The 16965-nt window shown below is 61.6% G+C and carries 17 protein-coding genes; 6 read left to right on the top strand and 11 right to left on the bottom strand.

Annotation, left to right across the window (positions count from 1 at the left end):
• Positions 1-19 precede the first annotated feature (19 nt).
• Positions 20-1204 (bottom strand): tyramine oxidase subunit B, encoded by a 1185-nt coding sequence (locus VSX42_RS05700; RefSeq protein ID WP_326503366.1) that lies wholly within the window; start codon positions 1202-1204, stop codon positions 20-22.
• A 214-nt stretch (positions 1205-1418) separates the two neighbouring features.
• Entirely contained in the window at positions 1419-1931 is a 513-nt protein-coding gene (locus tag VSX42_RS05705; protein WP_326503367.1) for a DUF4870 domain-containing protein, read from the bottom strand.
• 171 nt (positions 1932-2102) lie between these two features.
• On the opposite strand from VSX42_RS05705, the gene nadE reads away from it, so the two are divergent.
• Entirely contained in the window at positions 2103-2927 is an 825-nt protein-coding gene (gene nadE, locus VSX42_RS05710; protein ID WP_326503368.1) for an ammonia-dependent NAD(+) synthetase, read from the top strand.
• A gap of 86 nt (positions 2928-3013) precedes the next feature.
• Positions 3014-4255, top strand: coding sequence for an ATP-binding protein (locus VSX42_RS05715; RefSeq protein ID WP_326503369.1), 1242 nt, complete (start codon positions 3014-3016; stop codon positions 4253-4255).
• 14 nt (positions 4256-4269) lie between these two features.
• On the opposite strand, the gene VSX42_RS05720 is transcribed toward VSX42_RS05715, so the two are convergent.
• Positions 4270-5007: a phosphatase PAP2 family protein gene (locus tag VSX42_RS05720; protein WP_326503370.1), complete on the bottom strand. Its 738-nt coding sequence runs from the start codon at positions 5005-5007 to the stop codon at positions 4270-4272.
• Between the two features lie 167 nt (positions 5008-5174).
• On the opposite strand from VSX42_RS05720, the gene VSX42_RS05725 reads away from it, so the two are divergent.
• Positions 5175-5498, top strand: coding sequence for a carboxymuconolactone decarboxylase family protein (locus tag VSX42_RS05725; RefSeq protein WP_326503371.1), 324 nt, complete (start codon positions 5175-5177; stop codon positions 5496-5498).
• Between the two features lie 106 nt (positions 5499-5604).
• Here the strand turns inward: VSX42_RS05725 and VSX42_RS05730 are convergent, their stop codons facing one another.
• From VSX42_RS05730 to VSX42_RS05750, 5 genes are all read right to left on the bottom strand, one after another.
• Positions 5605-6909 (bottom strand): M18 family aminopeptidase, encoded by a 1305-nt coding sequence (locus VSX42_RS05730; RefSeq protein WP_326503372.1) that lies wholly within the window; start codon positions 6907-6909, stop codon positions 5605-5607.
• 10 nt (positions 6910-6919) lie between these two features.
• Complete coding sequence (locus VSX42_RS05735) at positions 6920-8068, bottom strand: CPBP family intramembrane glutamic endopeptidase (RefSeq protein ID WP_326503373.1); 1149 nt, start codon at positions 8066-8068, stop codon at positions 6920-6922.
• Between the two features lie 77 nt (positions 8069-8145).
• The gene (locus VSX42_RS05740; protein ID WP_326503374.1) at positions 8146-9423 is read right to left on the bottom strand and encodes a glycosyltransferase 87 family protein; all 1278 of its coding nucleotides are present in this window, start codon (positions 9421-9423) and stop codon (positions 8146-8148) included.
• Between the two features lie 6 nt (positions 9424-9429).
• The gene (locus VSX42_RS05745; protein WP_326503375.1) at positions 9430-9897 is read right to left on the bottom strand and encodes a hypothetical protein; all 468 of its coding nucleotides are present in this window, start codon (positions 9895-9897) and stop codon (positions 9430-9432) included.
• An 18-nt stretch (positions 9898-9915) separates the two neighbouring features.
• The gene (locus VSX42_RS05750) at positions 9916-10419 is read right to left on the bottom strand and encodes a DUF456 domain-containing protein (RefSeq protein ID WP_326503376.1); all 504 of its coding nucleotides are present in this window, start codon (positions 10417-10419) and stop codon (positions 9916-9918) included.
• 60 nt (positions 10420-10479) lie between these two features.
• On the opposite strand from VSX42_RS05750, the gene VSX42_RS05755 reads away from it, so the two are divergent.
• From VSX42_RS05755 to VSX42_RS05765, 3 genes are all read left to right on the top strand, one after another.
• On the top strand, positions 10480-13311 hold the full coding sequence (locus tag VSX42_RS05755; protein WP_326503377.1) for a multicopper oxidase domain-containing protein: 2832 nt from the start codon (positions 10480-10482) through the stop codon (positions 13309-13311).
• Positions 13312-13449: 138 nt separating this feature from the next.
• Positions 13450-14067, top strand: a complete 618-nt coding sequence (locus VSX42_RS05760; RefSeq protein WP_326503378.1) for a lytic transglycosylase domain-containing protein — start codon at positions 13450-13452, stop codon at positions 14065-14067.
• A 164-nt stretch (positions 14068-14231) separates the two neighbouring features.
• A complete protein-coding gene (locus tag VSX42_RS05765) occupies positions 14232-14633 on the top strand; it encodes a cupin domain-containing protein (protein WP_326503379.1) in 402 nt (133 codons plus the stop codon).
• A gap of 99 nt (positions 14634-14732) precedes the next feature.
• On the opposite strand, the gene VSX42_RS05770 is transcribed toward VSX42_RS05765, so the two are convergent.
• From VSX42_RS05770 to VSX42_RS05780, 3 genes are all read right to left on the bottom strand, one after another.
• Positions 14733-16226, bottom strand: a complete 1494-nt coding sequence (locus tag VSX42_RS05770) for a DUF1846 domain-containing protein (protein WP_326503380.1) — start codon at positions 16224-16226, stop codon at positions 14733-14735.
• A 110-nt stretch (positions 16227-16336) separates the two neighbouring features.
• Complete coding sequence (locus tag VSX42_RS05775; RefSeq protein ID WP_326503381.1) at positions 16337-16711, bottom strand: hypothetical protein; 375 nt, start codon at positions 16709-16711, stop codon at positions 16337-16339.
• A 4-nt stretch (positions 16712-16715) separates the two neighbouring features.
• The gene (locus tag VSX42_RS05780; RefSeq protein ID WP_326503382.1) at positions 16716-16919 is read right to left on the bottom strand and encodes a type II toxin-antitoxin system HicA family toxin; all 204 of its coding nucleotides are present in this window, start codon (positions 16917-16919) and stop codon (positions 16716-16718) included.
• Positions 16920-16965 lie beyond the last annotated feature (46 nt).

A 16965-nucleotide genomic window follows, 5' to 3' on the forward strand; every position in this document is an offset into this window, starting at 1 on the left:
GTATGTGTGCGCCCGAGGGCTAGGACATTGCGGGGACGTCCCAGAGGTTCAGCACGGTGCCGATGCCCTTGCTGACGGCGTTGCGGTAGACCACGGTGCCCCAGGCGACGTCCTCAATAGGCATGCCGCCGACGGAGTAGACGGTGATTTTTTCTTCGTCGTCCTCGGGGGCGGGGTGGTTGAGGGCTTCGCCCATGTCACGTAGTTCTTCAGGGGCCATGAGGCCGTTGTGGATGCGGTCGTTGAACTTGCAGCCGACGATGGAGACGTAGTTGTGGGACTTGCCGGGTTCGGTTTCTTCAGCCCAGGCATCGTACATACCGGCGTTGTCAACGAGTTTGCGCACGTCAGGTTCGAACATGCCCTCGTCGAGGTTGCAGGCGGCGGGCATGGCGAAGAAGGCGCCGGGCTTGACCCATTCGCGGCGGACGGTGGGGTAGGTTTCGGGGTCGCCCACGTGGATTGAGGTGCAGAAGGTGACGATGTCTGAGTCGCGCACGACCTCTTCGAGTTCTTCAACGGCGATGACGTTCATACCGGGGTAGGTTTCTTCGGCCCAGCTGATGAACGTGTCGATGCCCTTTTGAGAGCGGCCGAGAACCTTAATGGTCTCAACGGTGGGGCGGGCTTCAATGAGGGCTGCGACGGTTGCTTTGGCGATTACGCCGGGGCCCAGCAGGCCAAGTACCTTTGCGTTTTTGGGGGCGAAGCGGCGGGCGCCGACGCCGGAGGTGCAGCCGGTGCGGTAGGCCGAGAGCAGGTTGGCGCTCATGTAGGCCAGGGGGGCACCAGAGGTTGCGTCGTTGAGGGTGAGCATGAGAATGGAGCGGGGCAGGCCAATCTCACGGTTGTCGATGTTAGAGGCGTAGGTTTTGACGCCCATGGTGCGGAAGGAGCCACCCAGGTAGGCGGGCATGGCGACGTAGCGGCGGTCGGGGCCGTCGGCGGGCATACCCTCGTGGGCGGGGTTTACGGGGAATTGGACTTTGGCGCCGTGGGATTCGCCGTTGTGGCCTGCCATGCGGTAGTCGCCGCGGGCATGCAGAGCCAGGGCTTCTTCCATGGCGTCGGTGCAGGCGGCGACGTCTTCTACGCCCGCTGCAATCATGTCGGCTTCTGAGAGGTAGCGGAAGTCGATGCGGGGGAAGACGGGGTTGAGTTCGGGGTCAACGGCTGCGTTGAGGTAGGCGTCGTGTGAAGTCAAGCGGGGGATCTCCAACTGTGAGTGTTAAAAGTTCAGACGAATCAACATAACACTTTTAAACGCCGCTGATAAATGAGTTTTTGAGCATATCCGACAGCTGGGTGGACGCTATTTCGCCTGCTTCCGCCATAGATTCGCTTCATCTGCCAAACAGGTTGGGCAAGAATTCATTTGCTGTTGAACAAAAATCAGACCCTTCTCTGACTGGCCTTAGCTATTTGAGCACCTTCAGAACCATAGGATAAGTGAACACTTCGCCGCTATTAGCTTTGACCGCAGCAAGAATATGCACAACGACGAGAGCTACCCACACCGCCATGAAAACAATCCAGGTCAATAAACCTGCCAGCCCGAAGGTAACGATAGTCAGTACCCAGGCGGCAATATTGACCAACCAGAGGGTGAAGCTGAAATTGAAAGCCCCTGCGGCAGCTACGCGCACAAACCCGTAGCCCGGCTTGTCCTTGTAGATAGCCCAGAAAATGAGGGGGCCGATAAAGCTGGCAAAAGATGCGGTTAGCACCAGGCCCAGCAGACCCGAGAGATGGGCAAACATAGCCATGCTTTTAGCATCAGCAGGAATGACGTTGCCGTACGCATCGTAAGTAGGAGCGCCAAAGCCAGGCTGCTGTTGAGAGGGCTGGCCTTGTTGCGCGTGTGAAGGGCCATTCTGACCCTGCTGATAGTAATTACCGTAAGGGTTATGGTTTTGGTTCTGTTCAGTCATGGCTGTATTTCCTCATCGTCAGTGTTCTACTTTTCACTGTAGTCACCTGACGGGCTCAAGTGAACGTAGGCCTGTGCATACGTATGCGAGTTCATACTCTGGGTGGAGAGTTAACCGGCGCGTTACGTCCTAACGATAAGCCCGGGGCATGCCGGGCAGTAGCATAGAGTCATGCGCGATTTACAGGCTCACATCATTGAAGAACTGGGCGTGAAGCCCTCCATCGACCCGGCTGAGGAGGTGCGCAAGCGCGTCCAATTCCTCGTGGACTACCTCAAGTCCACCGGCACCAGCGGTTTTGTGCTTGGCATTTCGGGCGGGCTGGATTCTACCCTGGCCGGACGCCTGTGCCAGCTGGCCGTGGAGCAGCTAGAGCTAGAGGGGGTTGAGGCTGAGTTTATTGCCGTCCGCCTGCCCTACAAGGTGCAGGCAGACGAGGACGACGCCCAGGCAGCCCTGCGCTTCATCATGCCCCAGCAGACCGTCACCTACAACATCGCAGAGGCTGTTGACGGCTTCGAGTCCGCTTTTGCTGCCGCAACCGGCCACCCCATTGCTGACTTCAACAAGGGCAACGTCAAGGCCCGGGCCCGCATGATCGCCCAGTACGCCCTGGCGGGTGAGAAGAACCTGCTGGTGGTCGGCACCGACCACGGCGCTGAGGCTGTCACCGGCTTCTTTACCAAGTTCGGTGACGGTGGAGCTGACATCATGCCCCTCTTCGGTCTGAATAAGCGCCAGAACCGGGCCCTGCTCAAGGTACTGGGCGCTGATACCCGCCTGTGGGAGAAGGTACCCACAGCCGACCTGCTCGACGGTAAGCCCGGCCGTACCGACGAGGACGAACTGGGAGTCACCTACGACCAGATTGATGACTACCTCGAGGGTAAGGACATCACCCCGGCAGCAGCTGAGAACATCGAGGGCAGGTTCCTGCGGTCGCGCCACAAGCGCACCACCCCGGTTACGATTTTTGACTCCTGGTATAGGCAGTAACGTTCAGGGGTAAATCTCCATTCTAGAGGCGGTAAATCTCCATTCTAAGGGTGGCAAATCTCCACGCACTCTCTAAAATAAGGAGTATGACTGCCCCCTTCCCACGCCATCTTTACCCCATCTGCCAAGAGCTCCTTTTAGATGCCCCCATTATGGTCATCCAAGGAGCCAGGCAGGTGGGGAAGTCCACCTTGGCGCAACAACTCGCCGGAGAAAAGTCAACCGTCGTTACGCTTGACGATGCCGGTCAACGAGAATTCGCGCAGGCTGATCCCGCTAGATTTCTACAGCAGGCTAATGGGCACACCCTCGTGATTGATGAGCTCCAGCGTGTTCCTGAACTGACCTTACAACTCAAAGCGGCCGTTGACCAGGACCGTCGCCCAGGGCGTTTTATCATTACAGGATCAGCTAACCTTCTCAAAACGAGAGGCTCTGGTGACTCGCTCGCGGGACGTCAAGAGTCAGTGACACTTCGCCCCCTGAGTGTAGGTGAACAGCTCTCACTACCCCCTGAAGATTTTGTCAGCTGGATCCTCGCCGGAGCACAAGGCGACATCACCGCCCAGGACCCCGCTCCCTTCGTGCTGAGGGGTGGTTATCCTGTACCTCTGCTCCGCACCAGCGAACGCACTAAACGGTCGTGGTTCACTAACTATGTTGACGCATTAGCTACTCATGATGCCGCAGAAATTGAAGAAGGAGATTTTTCAGCACATCTCCGAAACCTTATGAGCTATCTTGCAACTCACGGAGCCCATGAGCTTGTCAAACGCCGGATAGCTCAGCACCTAGGCACCAGTGAAACAACCGTGAACAAGTACATCGGGTTGCTTCAACGCATGTATCTGCTAGAAGAGGCTCCCGCTTGGGGGCTCAACTATGGCTCTCGGGTCATCCGACGCCCTAAAGTCGGGTTAGTAGATACCGGTTTAGCAGCATCATTGACCGGGTTCACCATAGATAAAATTTCAACCATTGGGGGAAGAGAACACTACGGCTCTTTACTGGAACAGTTTGTCACCAATGAGCTACTTAAGCAGCAAGAATGGAGCGATGCGGCCTTCCGTGTGCATCATTTCCGGGAACGTAACCAAGAGATTGATCTCGTCCTAGAACTCAACGATGGTCGCCTTATTCTTCTCGAGGTTAAAAGCCGGTCGGTCGCTGGTATAAAGCAAGCTTGGCACCTTCAGGCTATGAAGGAGCGCCTAGGCGATAGGGTCGCAGCAGCGGCAGTTCTCTACACCGGTGAGCTAGCTTTTTCCCCCGAACCCTGGCTTCACGTTCTTCCGGTATCAGCGTTATGGACGCATCCGCGCGTTTAAGCGCACCACCCCGGTTACGATTTTTGATTCCTGGTATAGGCAGTAAAGACCGCCAGGTGCACCAGGCAGGCGATTGCCAGTCCTAGAGCTAGGCCGCCGACCACGTCGCTAGCCCAGTGCACCCCCACATAGATACGGGAAAACCCGACGGTCACAGCGAGCGCGCCGAGCCCTACCCCCAGGGCGCGGCGTCCTCGCTGTGTCAGGGCGGGGTAGGCTGTGAGAAAGAGGGCAGCGCAGAAGGCAGCGGTGCTGGTGGAATGCCCCGATGGGAACGAGAAGGTCAGCTCCTCAACCAGGTGGTGCGTAAGGGAGGGACGCGGGCGGTCCACAAGATTCTTGATGAGGGTGACGGTGAGCGGGGCCAGAATCATGGTTACGCCCAGGGTTGCCAGGGGCCAGGCAGAGCGGTAGCGCCAGATAAAGAACCCCAGGGCCACCAGCACATAGATCGTCATGGGCAGGGTGTTGAAGGCCTGGGTAAGCACCGAGAAAAAGGCATCGAGCGCGCCCGTGCGCCAGGTCAGCGACGCCTGCCAGACGGCGTCATCCACGGGGTTGGTAAGGGACTGTGCATTGACCAGCCACATTGCCACAAAAACCAGAAATCCCGTGAGGCTGGCACGAGCCAGACGGGCCTGGAGCCCCGCCAGCTCACCGGGGGCAGGAGTGGGCGCGGGGGCATCCTTGGATGCAGCGGGCGGACGGACGCGCGCCCCACCGGTACGGGGCGATTCGGGGGTGTGGTTCACGGTTACCTCTCTTCACGGGGGCACCTCTAGATTACCGGCTTGCCCCGGGCCCTCCCGTCTAGCTGCTTGCTAGAGAGCCTGGCAAGTAAGCTGGTGCTATATCTGATACACCCAAAGAGTTTTATCTCGATAAATCTGACCCGGCAGCCTGGGCAGCTTTTGGCGTCTTGAGCAAGCAGGCGGGCGAGTCAGCCCGCGCAGCGGGCCTTGATGACCAGCTCATCGAACTGGTCTGCCTGCGCATCTCGCAGATCAATGGCTGCGCCTACGCCCGGGGTGCGCTCACCGATGAGCAGTACAGTGCCGTGCAGTGGCTAGCGATCTCTATGAACGCAGCCCTTGAGAACCCGCTTGTTGCTGAGCGCGACGAGGACGGCCGCGGCGCCTACGAGATTTTTGCCGACAGTTCCAGCAACCCGGCTGGCTTCACCCAGTTCTTCACCTACGCCGAAAAGACCTGCAAGCCTGAACCTGCCCACCTGCGCTTTTAGCGAAGGCAGTTAAGTAAAGGTAAAGCCCGATGGTCTTGTGCGCGGCGGCTGGCTCGGGGCTGGCGTTCAGGGTGCCGACGCGCACAAGACCATCGGGCTGTGCCCTCTAGATTCTGTAGAACCCCTCAATCGCGCGGGTCAGGTAGGCCATGTCAGCAACGGTGGTGAGTTCGCGGGCTGAGTGCATGGAGAGCAGGCCGACGCCGACGTCCACGGTGCGCATACCTAAGCGGGTGGCGGTGATGGGGCCGATGGTGGAGCCGCAGGGCACGTTGTTGTTGGAGACGAACTCCTGGTAGGGCACACCTGCCAGGGCGCAGGCCTGGGCGAAGATTCCGGCGCCGACGGCGTCGGTGGCGTAGCGCTGGTTGGCGTTGATTTTGAGCAGGGGCCCGCCTCCGGGCACGGGGCGGACGGTCGGGTCGTGGTGCCCTGCGTAGTTGGGGTGGACCAGGTGCCCGGCATCGGATGAGAGGCAGACCGACTCTGCGATGGAGCGGCGGTAGGCTTCGGAGGAGTCGCCACGGGCCTCAGAAAGCCGAACCAGGATGTCCTCGAGGAAGGGCCCTGCTGCCCCGGAGCGGGATTCTGAGCCGATCTCTTCGTGGTCAAAGGCGACGAGCACTGCGGTCTGGGCAGACTCTACCCCGGTCTCGGCGTAGCGGATGAGGGCGGTGAGGCCGGCGTGGACGGAGCTGAGGTTATCCAGGCGCCCGGAGGCAAAGAGTTCATCGTTCTCACCAAAGACACGAGGTTCGGCGGAGTCGGCGAACATGAGGTCGTAGCCCACGATGGTTTCGGGGTCGATAGGCCCGCCCTCGGCGCGTTCGGCCAGGTAAGCGAGCACGTTGCCGGTGGAGTCGCCGAAGCCCCAGACGGGGTAGAGATTGCCCTGCTTATCGAGTTTGAGGCCCTCGTTGGCGGCACGGTCCAGGTGGATGGCGAGCTGGGGGACGCGGGCAATTGGCCCGGTGGCGACCAGGCGGGTTTCGAGCGCCCCGTCGACCAGGACGGTGAGACGCCCGGCCAGGCGCAGTTCGCGGTCGAGCCAGGAGTTGAGCAGGGGCCCGCCGTAGACTTCGACCCCCACCTGGTTCCAGGTCAGGGTGCGCACGGAGGACTTGGGCTTAACCTTGAAGCCCGGTGAGTCGGTGTGGGCGCCCAGCACCCGGTAGCTTTCGTGGGCTTCGGTGCCCACCCATGCGATGATGGCCCCATCGCGCACCACAAAGTGCTTGCCGGTCGCAGCTGTGCTGCCCCAGGCGTCCTGCTCGCTCAGCTCGGTGAAGCCGGCGGCGGTCAGGCGGCGGGCGGCCTCGGCCGCCGCGTGGAAGGAGGTGGGGGACGCGGTGACGAAGGCGGCTAAATCATCAATGTTGGTTCGGGCATCGAAAGTCTGTGAAAGAGTCATAGACCACATTTTACCGGACAGGCTGTGCTCCCTCAGTGTGGTCGCCCTTGACCCAGACCAGGGATGAGCGGGTGCATTCTAGCCCGCGACGGTTCGCCGCCCAGATAACGACCAGCACGAACAGACCGTTCGACACCAGCGACGAGATGAACATGCCCACGGTGGAACCTTCCTGCAGGAAGGGGTCGGCCATACCCAGTACACCGAAGCTCATAGCCAGCAGGTTGTTGACCACGTGCAGGGTAATAGCCGCTTCGAGCCCTCCAGTGCGCCAGGTGATGTACCCGGCGGCCAGGCCCATGACCAGTACAGAGAGCTGGCCCCACAGGTCGTAGAGGTGTCCCAGCATAAAGAGCGGTGCCGGAATCACGATGGCCCAGGCAGGGTGTTTGAGCCAGCGGCCGATGGTCTGCATAAGGTAGCCGCGGAAGACTAGTTCTTCGGCGTAGGCCTGCACCGGTACCACCAGAATGATGGCTACCAGCATGGCGATAAGACCGCTCGCTGGCAGGGTCGTACTGGGAACGTAGCGGGCCCCCAGGGCCATATCAAAGGCGAGGGGCAGGGCCACAATGAGCAGGGCTGCTATCCCAAAGCAGGTAGCTAGCCAGCCCCAGCGCATACGCCCGGCAACCGAGTGAATCAGGCCCCAGGGTTTAGGGCCCAGAATCAGGCGGGCAACCCAGAGGGCGGGGAACATGAGTGCTACCGACCCGAACAGGAAGACAAAGGTAGCGGGGCTGCGCAGGGCCTCTTGTTCGAGGATTTCCGGGCTCGCAGCGAGGATGAGGTAGCTGGGGTCAGCGGGCAGGGCGGGGTCCAGGCCCAGCAGGAGCACGAAGAAGAAGGCGACAACCAGCAGCAGAGAGAGCACCAGGTAGAGCGGCACCCCGATGACCGCTTCGACCAGGGGCTTCCACCAGGCCCCTTTAGGATCAGCGTGGGAGAGTCGGTGGTAACCTAGCTCCTGCTCTTCTTGCCGATAGCCGGGGCGCCAGCCGACCGGTGGCAGGGGTACCGGGTTGGGGTGGGGTGCACGCGGGTGGGGCAGCTGCTCCTGCAGGTGGGCGGACGCCGGCACGGCACCGGGTGCCGCACCCTGTGCTGGGTGGTGGGCAGGTGTCTGCCAGGGAATACGGGGGTCGTTAGGTGTGCTCATGCCTCTACCCTAGCGAAACCCGCCCTACCCCGCGCAAGGGGAGGGCGGACGTCCGCGTCATAAACCGGTCCGAGGGGCTAGACCGCCAGCGCCCGCCGGTAGCGCACCGCAACCGCGACCCAGAGCAACACCGCTGCGGTGAGGCAGACGATGGGGGCAGAGGACGCCGCCAGGGCAGCCTGGCTGAGCTCATCCAGGTTGTGAGTGTCAGGGTCCAGGTAGATGCCGATGCGCATGGGCCCGTAGATGAGCCCGGTGAAGCCGATGGTTGCCAGGGCACCGGCTAGTAGGCGAAGTGCGCGGGGGGCGAGGGCGAAGAAGGTGGGGAAGGCATCCAGCCAGAAGACGGCAATGAGCAGGGGTAGCCAGATGTTGTGGTGGGACCAGGAAATGGGCGACATGGCCATCATGAGAAACCCGTTGAGGGCTATCTGGGAGAGCACCATGCCGTGGCGGTGTAGCACCGGGATCAGGTAGGCGACACCCACTAAGAGGGCAAGGATAAGACCGTAGCGCAGGGCCGAGAGCAGCGGCCCCTCAGCCAGGCCAAGGTGCAGAAGCCAGCCCAGGGTGGAGATGTTATCGACATAGGCGATGTTGCCTACGCGGGAGGGGTCTGAGATGGCAAAGAACCAGAATTCGCGGGCGGTGGCTGGCATGAAGATGAAACCGGCGGCAACCGTGGCTGCGAAGGTGGCTCCCAGGGTGAGCACCCCCTTGACGTCTCGGCGCATGAGCAGAATCAGGCCGAAAGCCAGCGGGGTGAGCTTGATGCCGCCAGCGATACCGATGAGCACGCCGCGGGGCACTCTGGTTGCCGGGCGCAGCAGATCAATGAGCACCAGCAGCAGGATCAGGGCGTTAATCTGAGCCAGTCCAATACCGCGGTCCCAGGGGCTGAACATGGTGATGCAGGTAGCCATCGCTACAACCGTCGAGCGGCTCCCCAACAGGGCCTCGCCGGGTACGGTGATTCCGCGAGCGCGCGCGTGGTTGAGGATCAGTACCGAGACCCAGAGGGCTGCGAGGACGGCCAGGAGAGTCATGACCCCGGCACCGACCCAGAGGGGCAGGAAGGCGAAGGGGGCGAAAACCATGACCGCAAAGGGCGGGTAGGTGAAGGGCAGGGTGATGGGCTGCCCGTCCTCGAGGTAGTAGTTGTAGAGGGTTTTACCGGGGTAGAGGTCGCCGAAGACTACGCCTGCGCCGGTGCGGTAGACCTCGAAGTCTTGGCCGGTGAGGATCATGGAGTGGCGGATGTGCCACTGCATGACCGCTACGAAGAAGATGCCGGTGAGGACCGGCCAGATGATGTGCCGGGCGGGCAGGCGGGTGGTGAGGCTGAAGAGGGGCACCTGGGGCTACTTTTCGGTGGGGGTTGCGGCGTCCTGGTCTGCGGTCTTGCGGACGGCTACCAGGTTGGTACCGCGCTTGGTTTTGGCGCGGCCGGGTAGGCACTTGGCAGGACGTTGCTCGGCAGTCTTCATGGGCAGGGCGGCGATGCGCAGGGCGAGTTCGAGGACGAGTAGGGCCAGCGCTGCGTAGAAGACGTAGTAGGAGGGGTAGAAGTAGTAGAGGCTGGCGCTCCACCCGGCGATGGTGGCGCCCAGGGCTACAACGGCGAGGGCGGCGATGATGATGTGGGCAAGGGGAAAGGCGCCGTTGTTCTCTTTGTTGCGCCAGGTGATGTAGATGGCCATGAGCGCAAAGAGCACGGGGAAGAAGATGTGACCGGAAAGAGCCATGGTGTCTTCGGTGTAGCGGAAGATGCCGAGGGCCTGGACGATGGCGGTGGCGGCAAGAATGAGGGAAGCAGGCAGTGTTTTCACGGGAAACCAGTCTACCGACTAGGCGGTGATGAAGTAGGTGATGGCGCAGATCGTAAAGATAGTGCCTGTGGTTAGGGCTGCGGCGAGTTCGATGAGGATGCCGATGCCCATTGATTTGAGGGCGGCCAGGGTGCTGCGTACTGAGGTAGCGATATCGCCCTGGCTGCGCACGGTTTCGCTGAGCAGTAGGGCTACCGCGAAGCCGACGAAGAGGCCGACGACGGGGATTACAAACATGCCGATTACCGCACCGAGAACGCCCCAGAGGATTGAGCGGTTGGGAATAGCTCGCTGTTTGAGGGTCTTACCGGTGAGCAGGGCCTGGGCAGCCATGCCCGCAAGCATGATGGGTAGGCCTAGACCCAGTAGCCACCAGCCCTCAGGCCCGCGCAGGGTCAGCCCCCAGAGCAGCACGCCGCCGAGCACAGCGAAAGAGCCGGGCAAAATAGGGTAAACAATACCGACGATGCCAACGGCAATGAGGACGACGGCGATAAAGGTCATCACGATAGCTAGGGTCATACTGTTCAGTTTACCCAGCTTGCTATAATCAGCATTACGCATACAAGTTTTGGAGTTGAGATGCCTGAGAAGGACGCCGCCCCCCGCCCCGGTTACCGCGAGCAGCTGACCTTGGGGGCGCGTCCGCTCGACGCTCCCGGCACACCTATCACCGACCAGCAGGCCCGCGATATCGCCACCGGCCGCCGCACCTGGCATCGGAAGGCATCGAAGCCGGTGTCGGTGTGGATGTTCGCCCTCTTCATCGTGCTCATGACCCATAGGTGGATTCCAGAGTCCCTCTGGCTAATGGTTCACATGGTAACCCTGGGCCTCATTACCAACTCGATTCTGGTCTGGTCCCAGCACTTTACCGAGGCACTGCTCAAGCACAAGCTCCCCGATAGCGCTAGGCCCGTGCAGCTGGCCCGCATCTACACCCTAAACGCCTCAATGGTGGTGTTAATGGTGGGTGTAGTCTTTTCCCTCTACCCGCTGACTGTGCTGGGCTCGGTAGGCGTGGGTGCTGCGGTGACCTGGCACGGGGTGGCCCTGTTACAGCAGATGCGCACGGCCCTGCCCGCCCGCTTCGGGGTGACGATCCACTACTACATTGCAGCCTCCTGGCTACTGCCGTTGGGTGCAACCTTCGGCGCCCTGCTGGCCTACGACGGTCTGAGCGCAAGCTGGCACGGCCGTCTTTTGCTGGCCCACGAGGCTATCAACGTTCTGGGCTTTGTGGGCATCACCGTGGTCGGCACCCTCATGACCCTCTGGCCCACCATGCTACGCACGGTGATGGTGCCGGACGCCGTCGCCCGCTCCACCCGCGCCCTGGCAGGCCTGTGCGCGGGTCTGGGGCTCACCGTGGCAGGTGCCCTGGCAGGTCTTACCTGGCTAGCCGTTGCTGGACTGCTTCTCTACGCAGCTGCCCTGGCACTGGTGCTTGCCCTGATGGTACACACCACCACCGCCAAGAAACCCTCCGACTACGCCGCCTTCTCGGTAGCCGCCGGCATGGTCTGGCTGACCGCTGGCGTCCTTTTCTCCGCCTACCTAGTGGCAACATCCCTCTTCGACTCCCTAACCTTGCGCCCGGTCACCCCCATCTTCGTTGCCGGCTTCCTGGCCCAGACCCTGCTAGGTGCCATGACCTACCTACTACCTGCCCGCATGGGCGGCGGCCCCAAAGCAGTGCGCGCCGCTAACACCGAATTCAACCGCTTCGCCGCAGGCCGCGCCATCATGGTCAACCTCTCCCTGCTCATCTTCCTCCTGCCGGTTTCCTTCACCGGCTCCTGGGTGCGAACCGGTGTCTCCCTGCTCGGCGCCTTCACCCTCTTCGCCTTCATCCCCCTCATGCTACGCGGGGTACGCGCCTCGGTGAGCGTCCGCAAGGCTATGATTCAGGCCCGCGCCCGCGGCGAAGCCCCCACCCCCGACCCGCAAGCCCTCACCCCCGCACCAGCCCCCCACCTGCGCAACGCCCTCATCGGCACCCTAGCCGTCGTCATGGTCGTAGCCTTGGGAGTAGCGGTTGACCCGGCGGCCCGCGCCCGCCTGACTACGGGGGCGTCCACAGCTAGCGCCACCGGCCAGACCACCACCCTGGCCGTTGAAGCCACCGCCGACATGCGCTTTACCCCCGATACCGTGGAGGTGCCGGTGGGCAACCGTCTGGTCATTGAGGTCACCAACACCGACACCAAAAACGCCCACGACCTAACTTTCTCTAACGGAACTTCTACCGGCCGCATCGACCCCGGGGCGAGCAAGACCGTGGACGTCGGCATCATCACCGGCGACTTAGAGGGCTGGTGCTCGGTGGTCGGGCACCAGGCTATGGGCATGACCTTCACGGTAGTAGCAAGCGGGGCGGACGCCGCCCAAGCAGGTTCCAGCGGCGCTAGCGGCGCAGACCACGCCGGGCACAGCGCGAGCAGCCCAGTGCTTGCTTCAACCGATATTGACCTGCAGGGCGATATCTCTGAAAGCTACCAGACCCGCGACGCCACCCTCGCCCCCGTGCCCGAGGGAGAAAACGTAGACGGCCGCACCGTGCACCGCCAGACCCTGGATGTTCAGGAACTCCCCCGCGAAATCGCCCCCGGGGTCAATCTCAACGCCTGGACCTTCAACGGCTCCTACATGGGCCCCACCCTGCGCGGGCGCGTGGGCGATATTTTTGAAATTACACTCGTCAACAACGGCAGCATGGGCCACTCGGTAGACTTCCACGCCGGAACCGTCTCCCCCGACGAGGTCATGCGCACCATCGCCCCGGGTGAATCTCTCACCTACCGTTTTGAGGCCGTGCGCTCTGGCATCTGGCTCTACCACTGCTCCGCCATGCCCATGAGCGCCCACCTTGCAGCGGGCATGTTCGGGGCTGTCATCATCGACCCCGCCGACCTGCCCGAGGTAGACCGCGAATACCTGCTGGTGCAGTCCGAGGTGGCACTCACCAAAACCACGAGCACCCAAACCTCCACCACCGACCCGGGCGATGGCGTCCTCACCGATATCTCACCCGAGGGTCTAGCCGCAGGCACCCCCACCCTCACCCTCTTTAACGGGCATGCCACCCAGTACCTGCGCGACCCCCTTACCGCCCGCGTCGGCGAGCGCGTGCGCATTTGGGTGCTCAATGCCGGGCCCAACGGGGAGCTGAGCTTCCATGTGGTCGGTAGCCAGTTCGACACGGTCTACAAGGAGGGCGGCTACCTGCTACAGGACGGCGTAGATGCCTTTGGTACCAGCGGTGGCGGCGCCCAAGCCCTTGATCTCTCTGCCGCCCAGGGCGGCTTCGTTGAGATGGTCTTTACTGAGCCGGGCACCTACACCTTCGTCAACCACAACTTTGCCGCCGCCGAACGCGGGGCCCGCGGGCAGATTATCGTCACCGGCGGGTAGGGCTGGCTCACCGGTGCGGACGCCGGTGGCAGGCAACACCGGGCAGGAGCTGCCTGCCGGGTTGAGTGCATCACCCTAGGGCGTGTATGGCAGGTGAGCGCCTGACGGGTAAGGCGGTTATCCAGTAGTCTTGACCTGATGACAAGTGAACGCCCCAAGCCCAACCTAGCCCTGCGCATCGGCGCGGGGCTGGTCGCGCACTGGCAGATTGTGGCATCGGCGGTGCTGATGTCGGCCGGTGTCGTGGGGCTTTCTGCTACCTACGAGGACTACTGCGGGCAGACCGACCTAACCTACGCCCCCACAGAACTGCGGGACGACATTGAAGCTGCCGCCCAGGTTTCTGGTTTCCGCGCAGGCGTGCTGGCAGCCCAGCTAGAAACCGAATCAGGCTGGGTCACCACCGCCCAATCACATGCAGGCGCCCACGGTCTAGCCCAGTTCACCCAAGACACCTGGGACATCTGGGGCAAGGGCGATATCAACAGCCCCGAAGACTCCATCGCCGCCCAGGGCCGCTACCTGGCCTACCTTTCGGAGCGCCTAGCCCCCTATGTAACGGATGAGGCTTCGCTTCAGGATATTGTTCTAGCTGGCTACAACGCCGGGCCCGGTGCAGTCGAAGAATACGGCGGCATCCCACCCTACTTTGAGACCCAAAACTACGTGGTCAAAATTGACGAGCTGGCTGCCACTAAATACGCGGTCACCTGCGCCCCCAGCCCCGATTTCAAGCAGGCTACCCTGGTGCGCTAGAGGAGCCGTAAAATACATATGGGGCTGGGCAAAAGGTTCTGCAGGCTCGCGCTCACTGCCGACCCTCTCGCCCGGTTCGCTAGCGCTCACAAGGCGATTCACGCCAGCCCCGAACCAGCAGCTTCGCTGCGAGCCTGCTTCACAAAACCCTCAGGAGGCCCCATATGACCGCATCATCCCTTCCTTCAGACCAGCTCTTCCCGCAAGGCAAGCCCGCGCCTGCCGGTTCTTTCACCGGCCAGGCCTATATGCACCCGCTGGCCCCCAGCAGCCAGCTACAGTCCCTGGCTGTTACCTTCGAGGCTGAAGCCCGCACCAACTGGCACACCCACGACGTTGGCCAGCTTATCGTGGTGACCTCCGGCATCTGTGTCTACCAGCTCGAAGGCAAGGAGCCCCAGACCCTCAAGCCCGGGGAAGCCTTCTTCTTCGAACCCGGCGTCAACCACTGGCACGGGGCTACCAGCGACGGTCCCATGACCCACATCGCCGTCACTCCCTTCAACGAGGACGGCGAATTCGTCAACTGGGGCGAGCCCGTCGACGACGCCACCTACACCGGATAGGCCCACAGACCTTCAACAAGGACGCCGCCACCTGCTCCCCTGCCCTCAGGCAGGAAAGCGGGTGGTGGTGTCCTTACTCAGAAGCCCTGCCGGGGAAGCCTAGCGCTTCTGGTAGAGGGCCTTCTTCTGGAACTTGGGGTCGGAGGTGACCAGCATGCCCAGGGAGCGGAAGATTCCCTCGTCCACCGAGCCCAAAATGGTGGTGGTGTGCACATCAGCCCCACGCAGGTTCTTAATCTGCTCAAGGGCGGCGCGGGCGTCCTCATCGTGGGCCGCAGAGGTTGAGAGGGCAATCAGCACCTCGTCGGTGTGCAGGCGGGGGTTCTGGCTGCCCAGGTGCAGGGTCTTGAGCTGCTGAATCGGCTCAATAGCCTCATTCGACAGCAGGTGCTTGGAATCATCCAGACCAGCTAGGTACTTAAGGGCATTCAGCAGGGCAACAGCCGAGCAGCCGAGCAGGTCGGTGGTCTTACCGGTGATGATGGTTCCATCTGCCAGCTCGATCGCCGCACCGGGGGCACCGGTGGTTTCTTCGCGCAGGCGGGCGGGGGTGACGACCGGGCGGTCGGTTTCCTTGATACCGGCCTTGGCCATGACCACGGCGGCGCGGTCTGACTGGGTGGAGTCCAGGCCGCCACGGGCCTCGTCCACCAGGGCCTTGAAGTAGCGGCGGATAATCTCCTGCTCAGAAGCGTACCGGCAGGCGGCGTCATCGGTGATACAGTTACCGGCCATGTTCACGCCCATGTCGGTGGGTGACTGGTAGGGGGTGGTGCCGGTCATCTTCTGCAGCAGCACCTTGAGCAGGGGGAAGGCCTCAACGTCGCGGTTGTAGTTGACGGTGGACTCGCCGTAGGCGGTCAGGTGGAAATGGTCGATTACATTAGCATCGTCAAGGTCAACGGTGGCAGCCTCGTAGGCAAGGTTGACCGGGTGCTCCAGGGGCAGGTTCCAGATGGGGAAGGTCTCGAACTTGGCGTAGCCAGCCTTCACCCCGCGCTTGTTCTCGTGGTAGACCTGTGACAGGGCGGTTGCTAGCTTGCCGGAACCGGGGCCGGGGGCGGTAACAACCACCAGGTCACGGGTGGTTTCGGCGAACTCGTTGCGGCCCAGGCCGTCCTCGCTCACGATCAGGTCGGTGTTGGTGGGGTAGCCGGGGATGACGCGGTGACGCGAAACCTTCAGGCCCAGGCGCTCTAGGCGCTGCTTGAAGGCAACAGCCTTGGCGTTGTCGTCCTCCATCTGGGTGAGCACCACGTGCTCGACCAGGAAGCCGCGGTCGCGGAAGACGTCGACCAGGCGGAGCACGTCATCCTCGTAGGTAATGCCCAGGTCAGCGCGGATTTTGTTGCGCTGCAGGTCCTTGGCGTTGAGGCAGATGAGAATCTCTACCTCGTCGCGGATTTGCTCCAGCATCGCAATCTTGTTGTCGGGTGTGAAGCCGGGCAGAACGCGGGAGGCGTGCATGTCGTCAAAGAGCTTGCCACCCATTTCGAGGTAGAGCTTGCCGCCGATTTCTTCGCGGCGCTCCTGGATGTGTCGAGACTGCATCTCGATGTACTTCTCACGGTCAAAACCAATTTTGTTTACCATGGAATTCAAGCCTATCAAGACGAGGGGTGCGAGTGCCCGCACCCCGACCGCGTGGCGGCGGTGAGGGCGAGCACGTACAGCACCCCGGTGGAATTTACTGCACGCTTTCTCTAGCTATGGATTAACTGGTTGACTCTCTGGTTCGATAGACCGAGCAGCCTCGCCGTTTCTTTTTGGTTATACCCGCGCTCAAGAAGACCCTGCACAGTCTGCCGAGCCAGCCGAGCCGCAATAGCTTGCTCCTCACGAGCTCTACGGTCGCGCTCTTTTGAGCCTTCCCAGACAACCCTAATATCTGCGGGCATGATGTAGTCAATGAGCAACCTGTAGCTACCGGGCTTCTGCTCAGTCACCAGCTCAATCACTTCCTGGGCAGCGCGTTCAACATCATCAAGTTTGGCAGCCTGCCCCGCACTGTCCAGGCTAGGGATATCAACCAGCCACCAGCGTCCGTCCTTACGGGCTGTTGCTTTAATTTCTTGCATTTTTCTACCTCCAGTCATGAGCCTCAGGCGGCAGTATTTTAATAAGCTTTTGCATCACTCCCGATGAAACGGAACGGCGCCGGGGAACAACGAAACGCTCCCCACCTGGGCCTTGCCAAATCTCATGAGAACCTTTAACTCTGAGTTTCTGCCAGCCTAGAGACCTAAGAACCTTAATAACATCCCGGTATTTTTGCTCCTTGGTCATTTTTAAAATCTATACCCCCTTGATTGGAAAATCAAGGGGGTATAGA

The sequence above is a fragment of the Rothia nasimurium genome (assembly GCF_035916755.1).
Lineage (GTDB): Bacteria > Actinomycetota > Actinomycetes > Actinomycetales > Micrococcaceae > Rothia.

Bases quoted from the DNA above. Each gene is read 5' to 3' on its own strand.
- VSX42_RS05705 (WP_326503367.1), bottom strand. From the start codon at position 1,931: ATGACTGAACAGAACCAAAACCATAACCCTTACGGTAATTACTATCAG.
- nadE (WP_326503368.1), top strand. From the start codon at position 2,103: ATGCGCGATTTACAGGCTCACATCATTGAAGAACTGGGCGTGAAGCCC.
- VSX42_RS05715 (WP_326503369.1), top strand. From the start codon at position 3,014: ATGACTGCCCCCTTCCCACGCCATCTTTACCCCATCTGCCAAGAGCTC.
- VSX42_RS05730 (WP_326503372.1), bottom strand. From the start codon at position 6,909: ATGACTCTTTCACAGACTTTCGATGCCCGAACCAACATTGATGATTTA.
- VSX42_RS05735 (WP_326503373.1), bottom strand. From the start codon at position 8,068: ATGAGCACACCTAACGACCCCCGTATTCCCTGGCAGACACCTGCCCAC.
- VSX42_RS05750 (WP_326503376.1), bottom strand. From the start codon at position 10,419: ATGACCCTAGCTATCGTGATGACCTTTATCGCCGTCGTCCTCATTGCC.
- VSX42_RS05755 (WP_326503377.1), top strand. From the start codon at position 10,480: ATGCCTGAGAAGGACGCCGCCCCCCGCCCCGGTTACCGCGAGCAGCTG.
- VSX42_RS05760 (WP_326503378.1), top strand. From the start codon at position 13,450: ATGACAAGTGAACGCCCCAAGCCCAACCTAGCCCTGCGCATCGGCGCG.
- VSX42_RS05765 (WP_326503379.1), top strand. From the start codon at position 14,232: ATGACCGCATCATCCCTTCCTTCAGACCAGCTCTTCCCGCAAGGCAAG.
- VSX42_RS05770 (WP_326503380.1), bottom strand. From the start codon at position 16,226: ATGGTAAACAAAATTGGTTTTGACCGTGAGAAGTACATCGAGATGCAG.
- VSX42_RS05775 (WP_326503381.1), bottom strand. From the start codon at position 16,711: ATGCAAGAAATTAAAGCAACAGCCCGTAAGGACGGACGCTGGTGGCTG.
- VSX42_RS05780 (WP_326503382.1), bottom strand. From the start codon at position 16,919: ATGACCAAGGAGCAAAAATACCGGGATGTTATTAAGGTTCTTAGGTCT.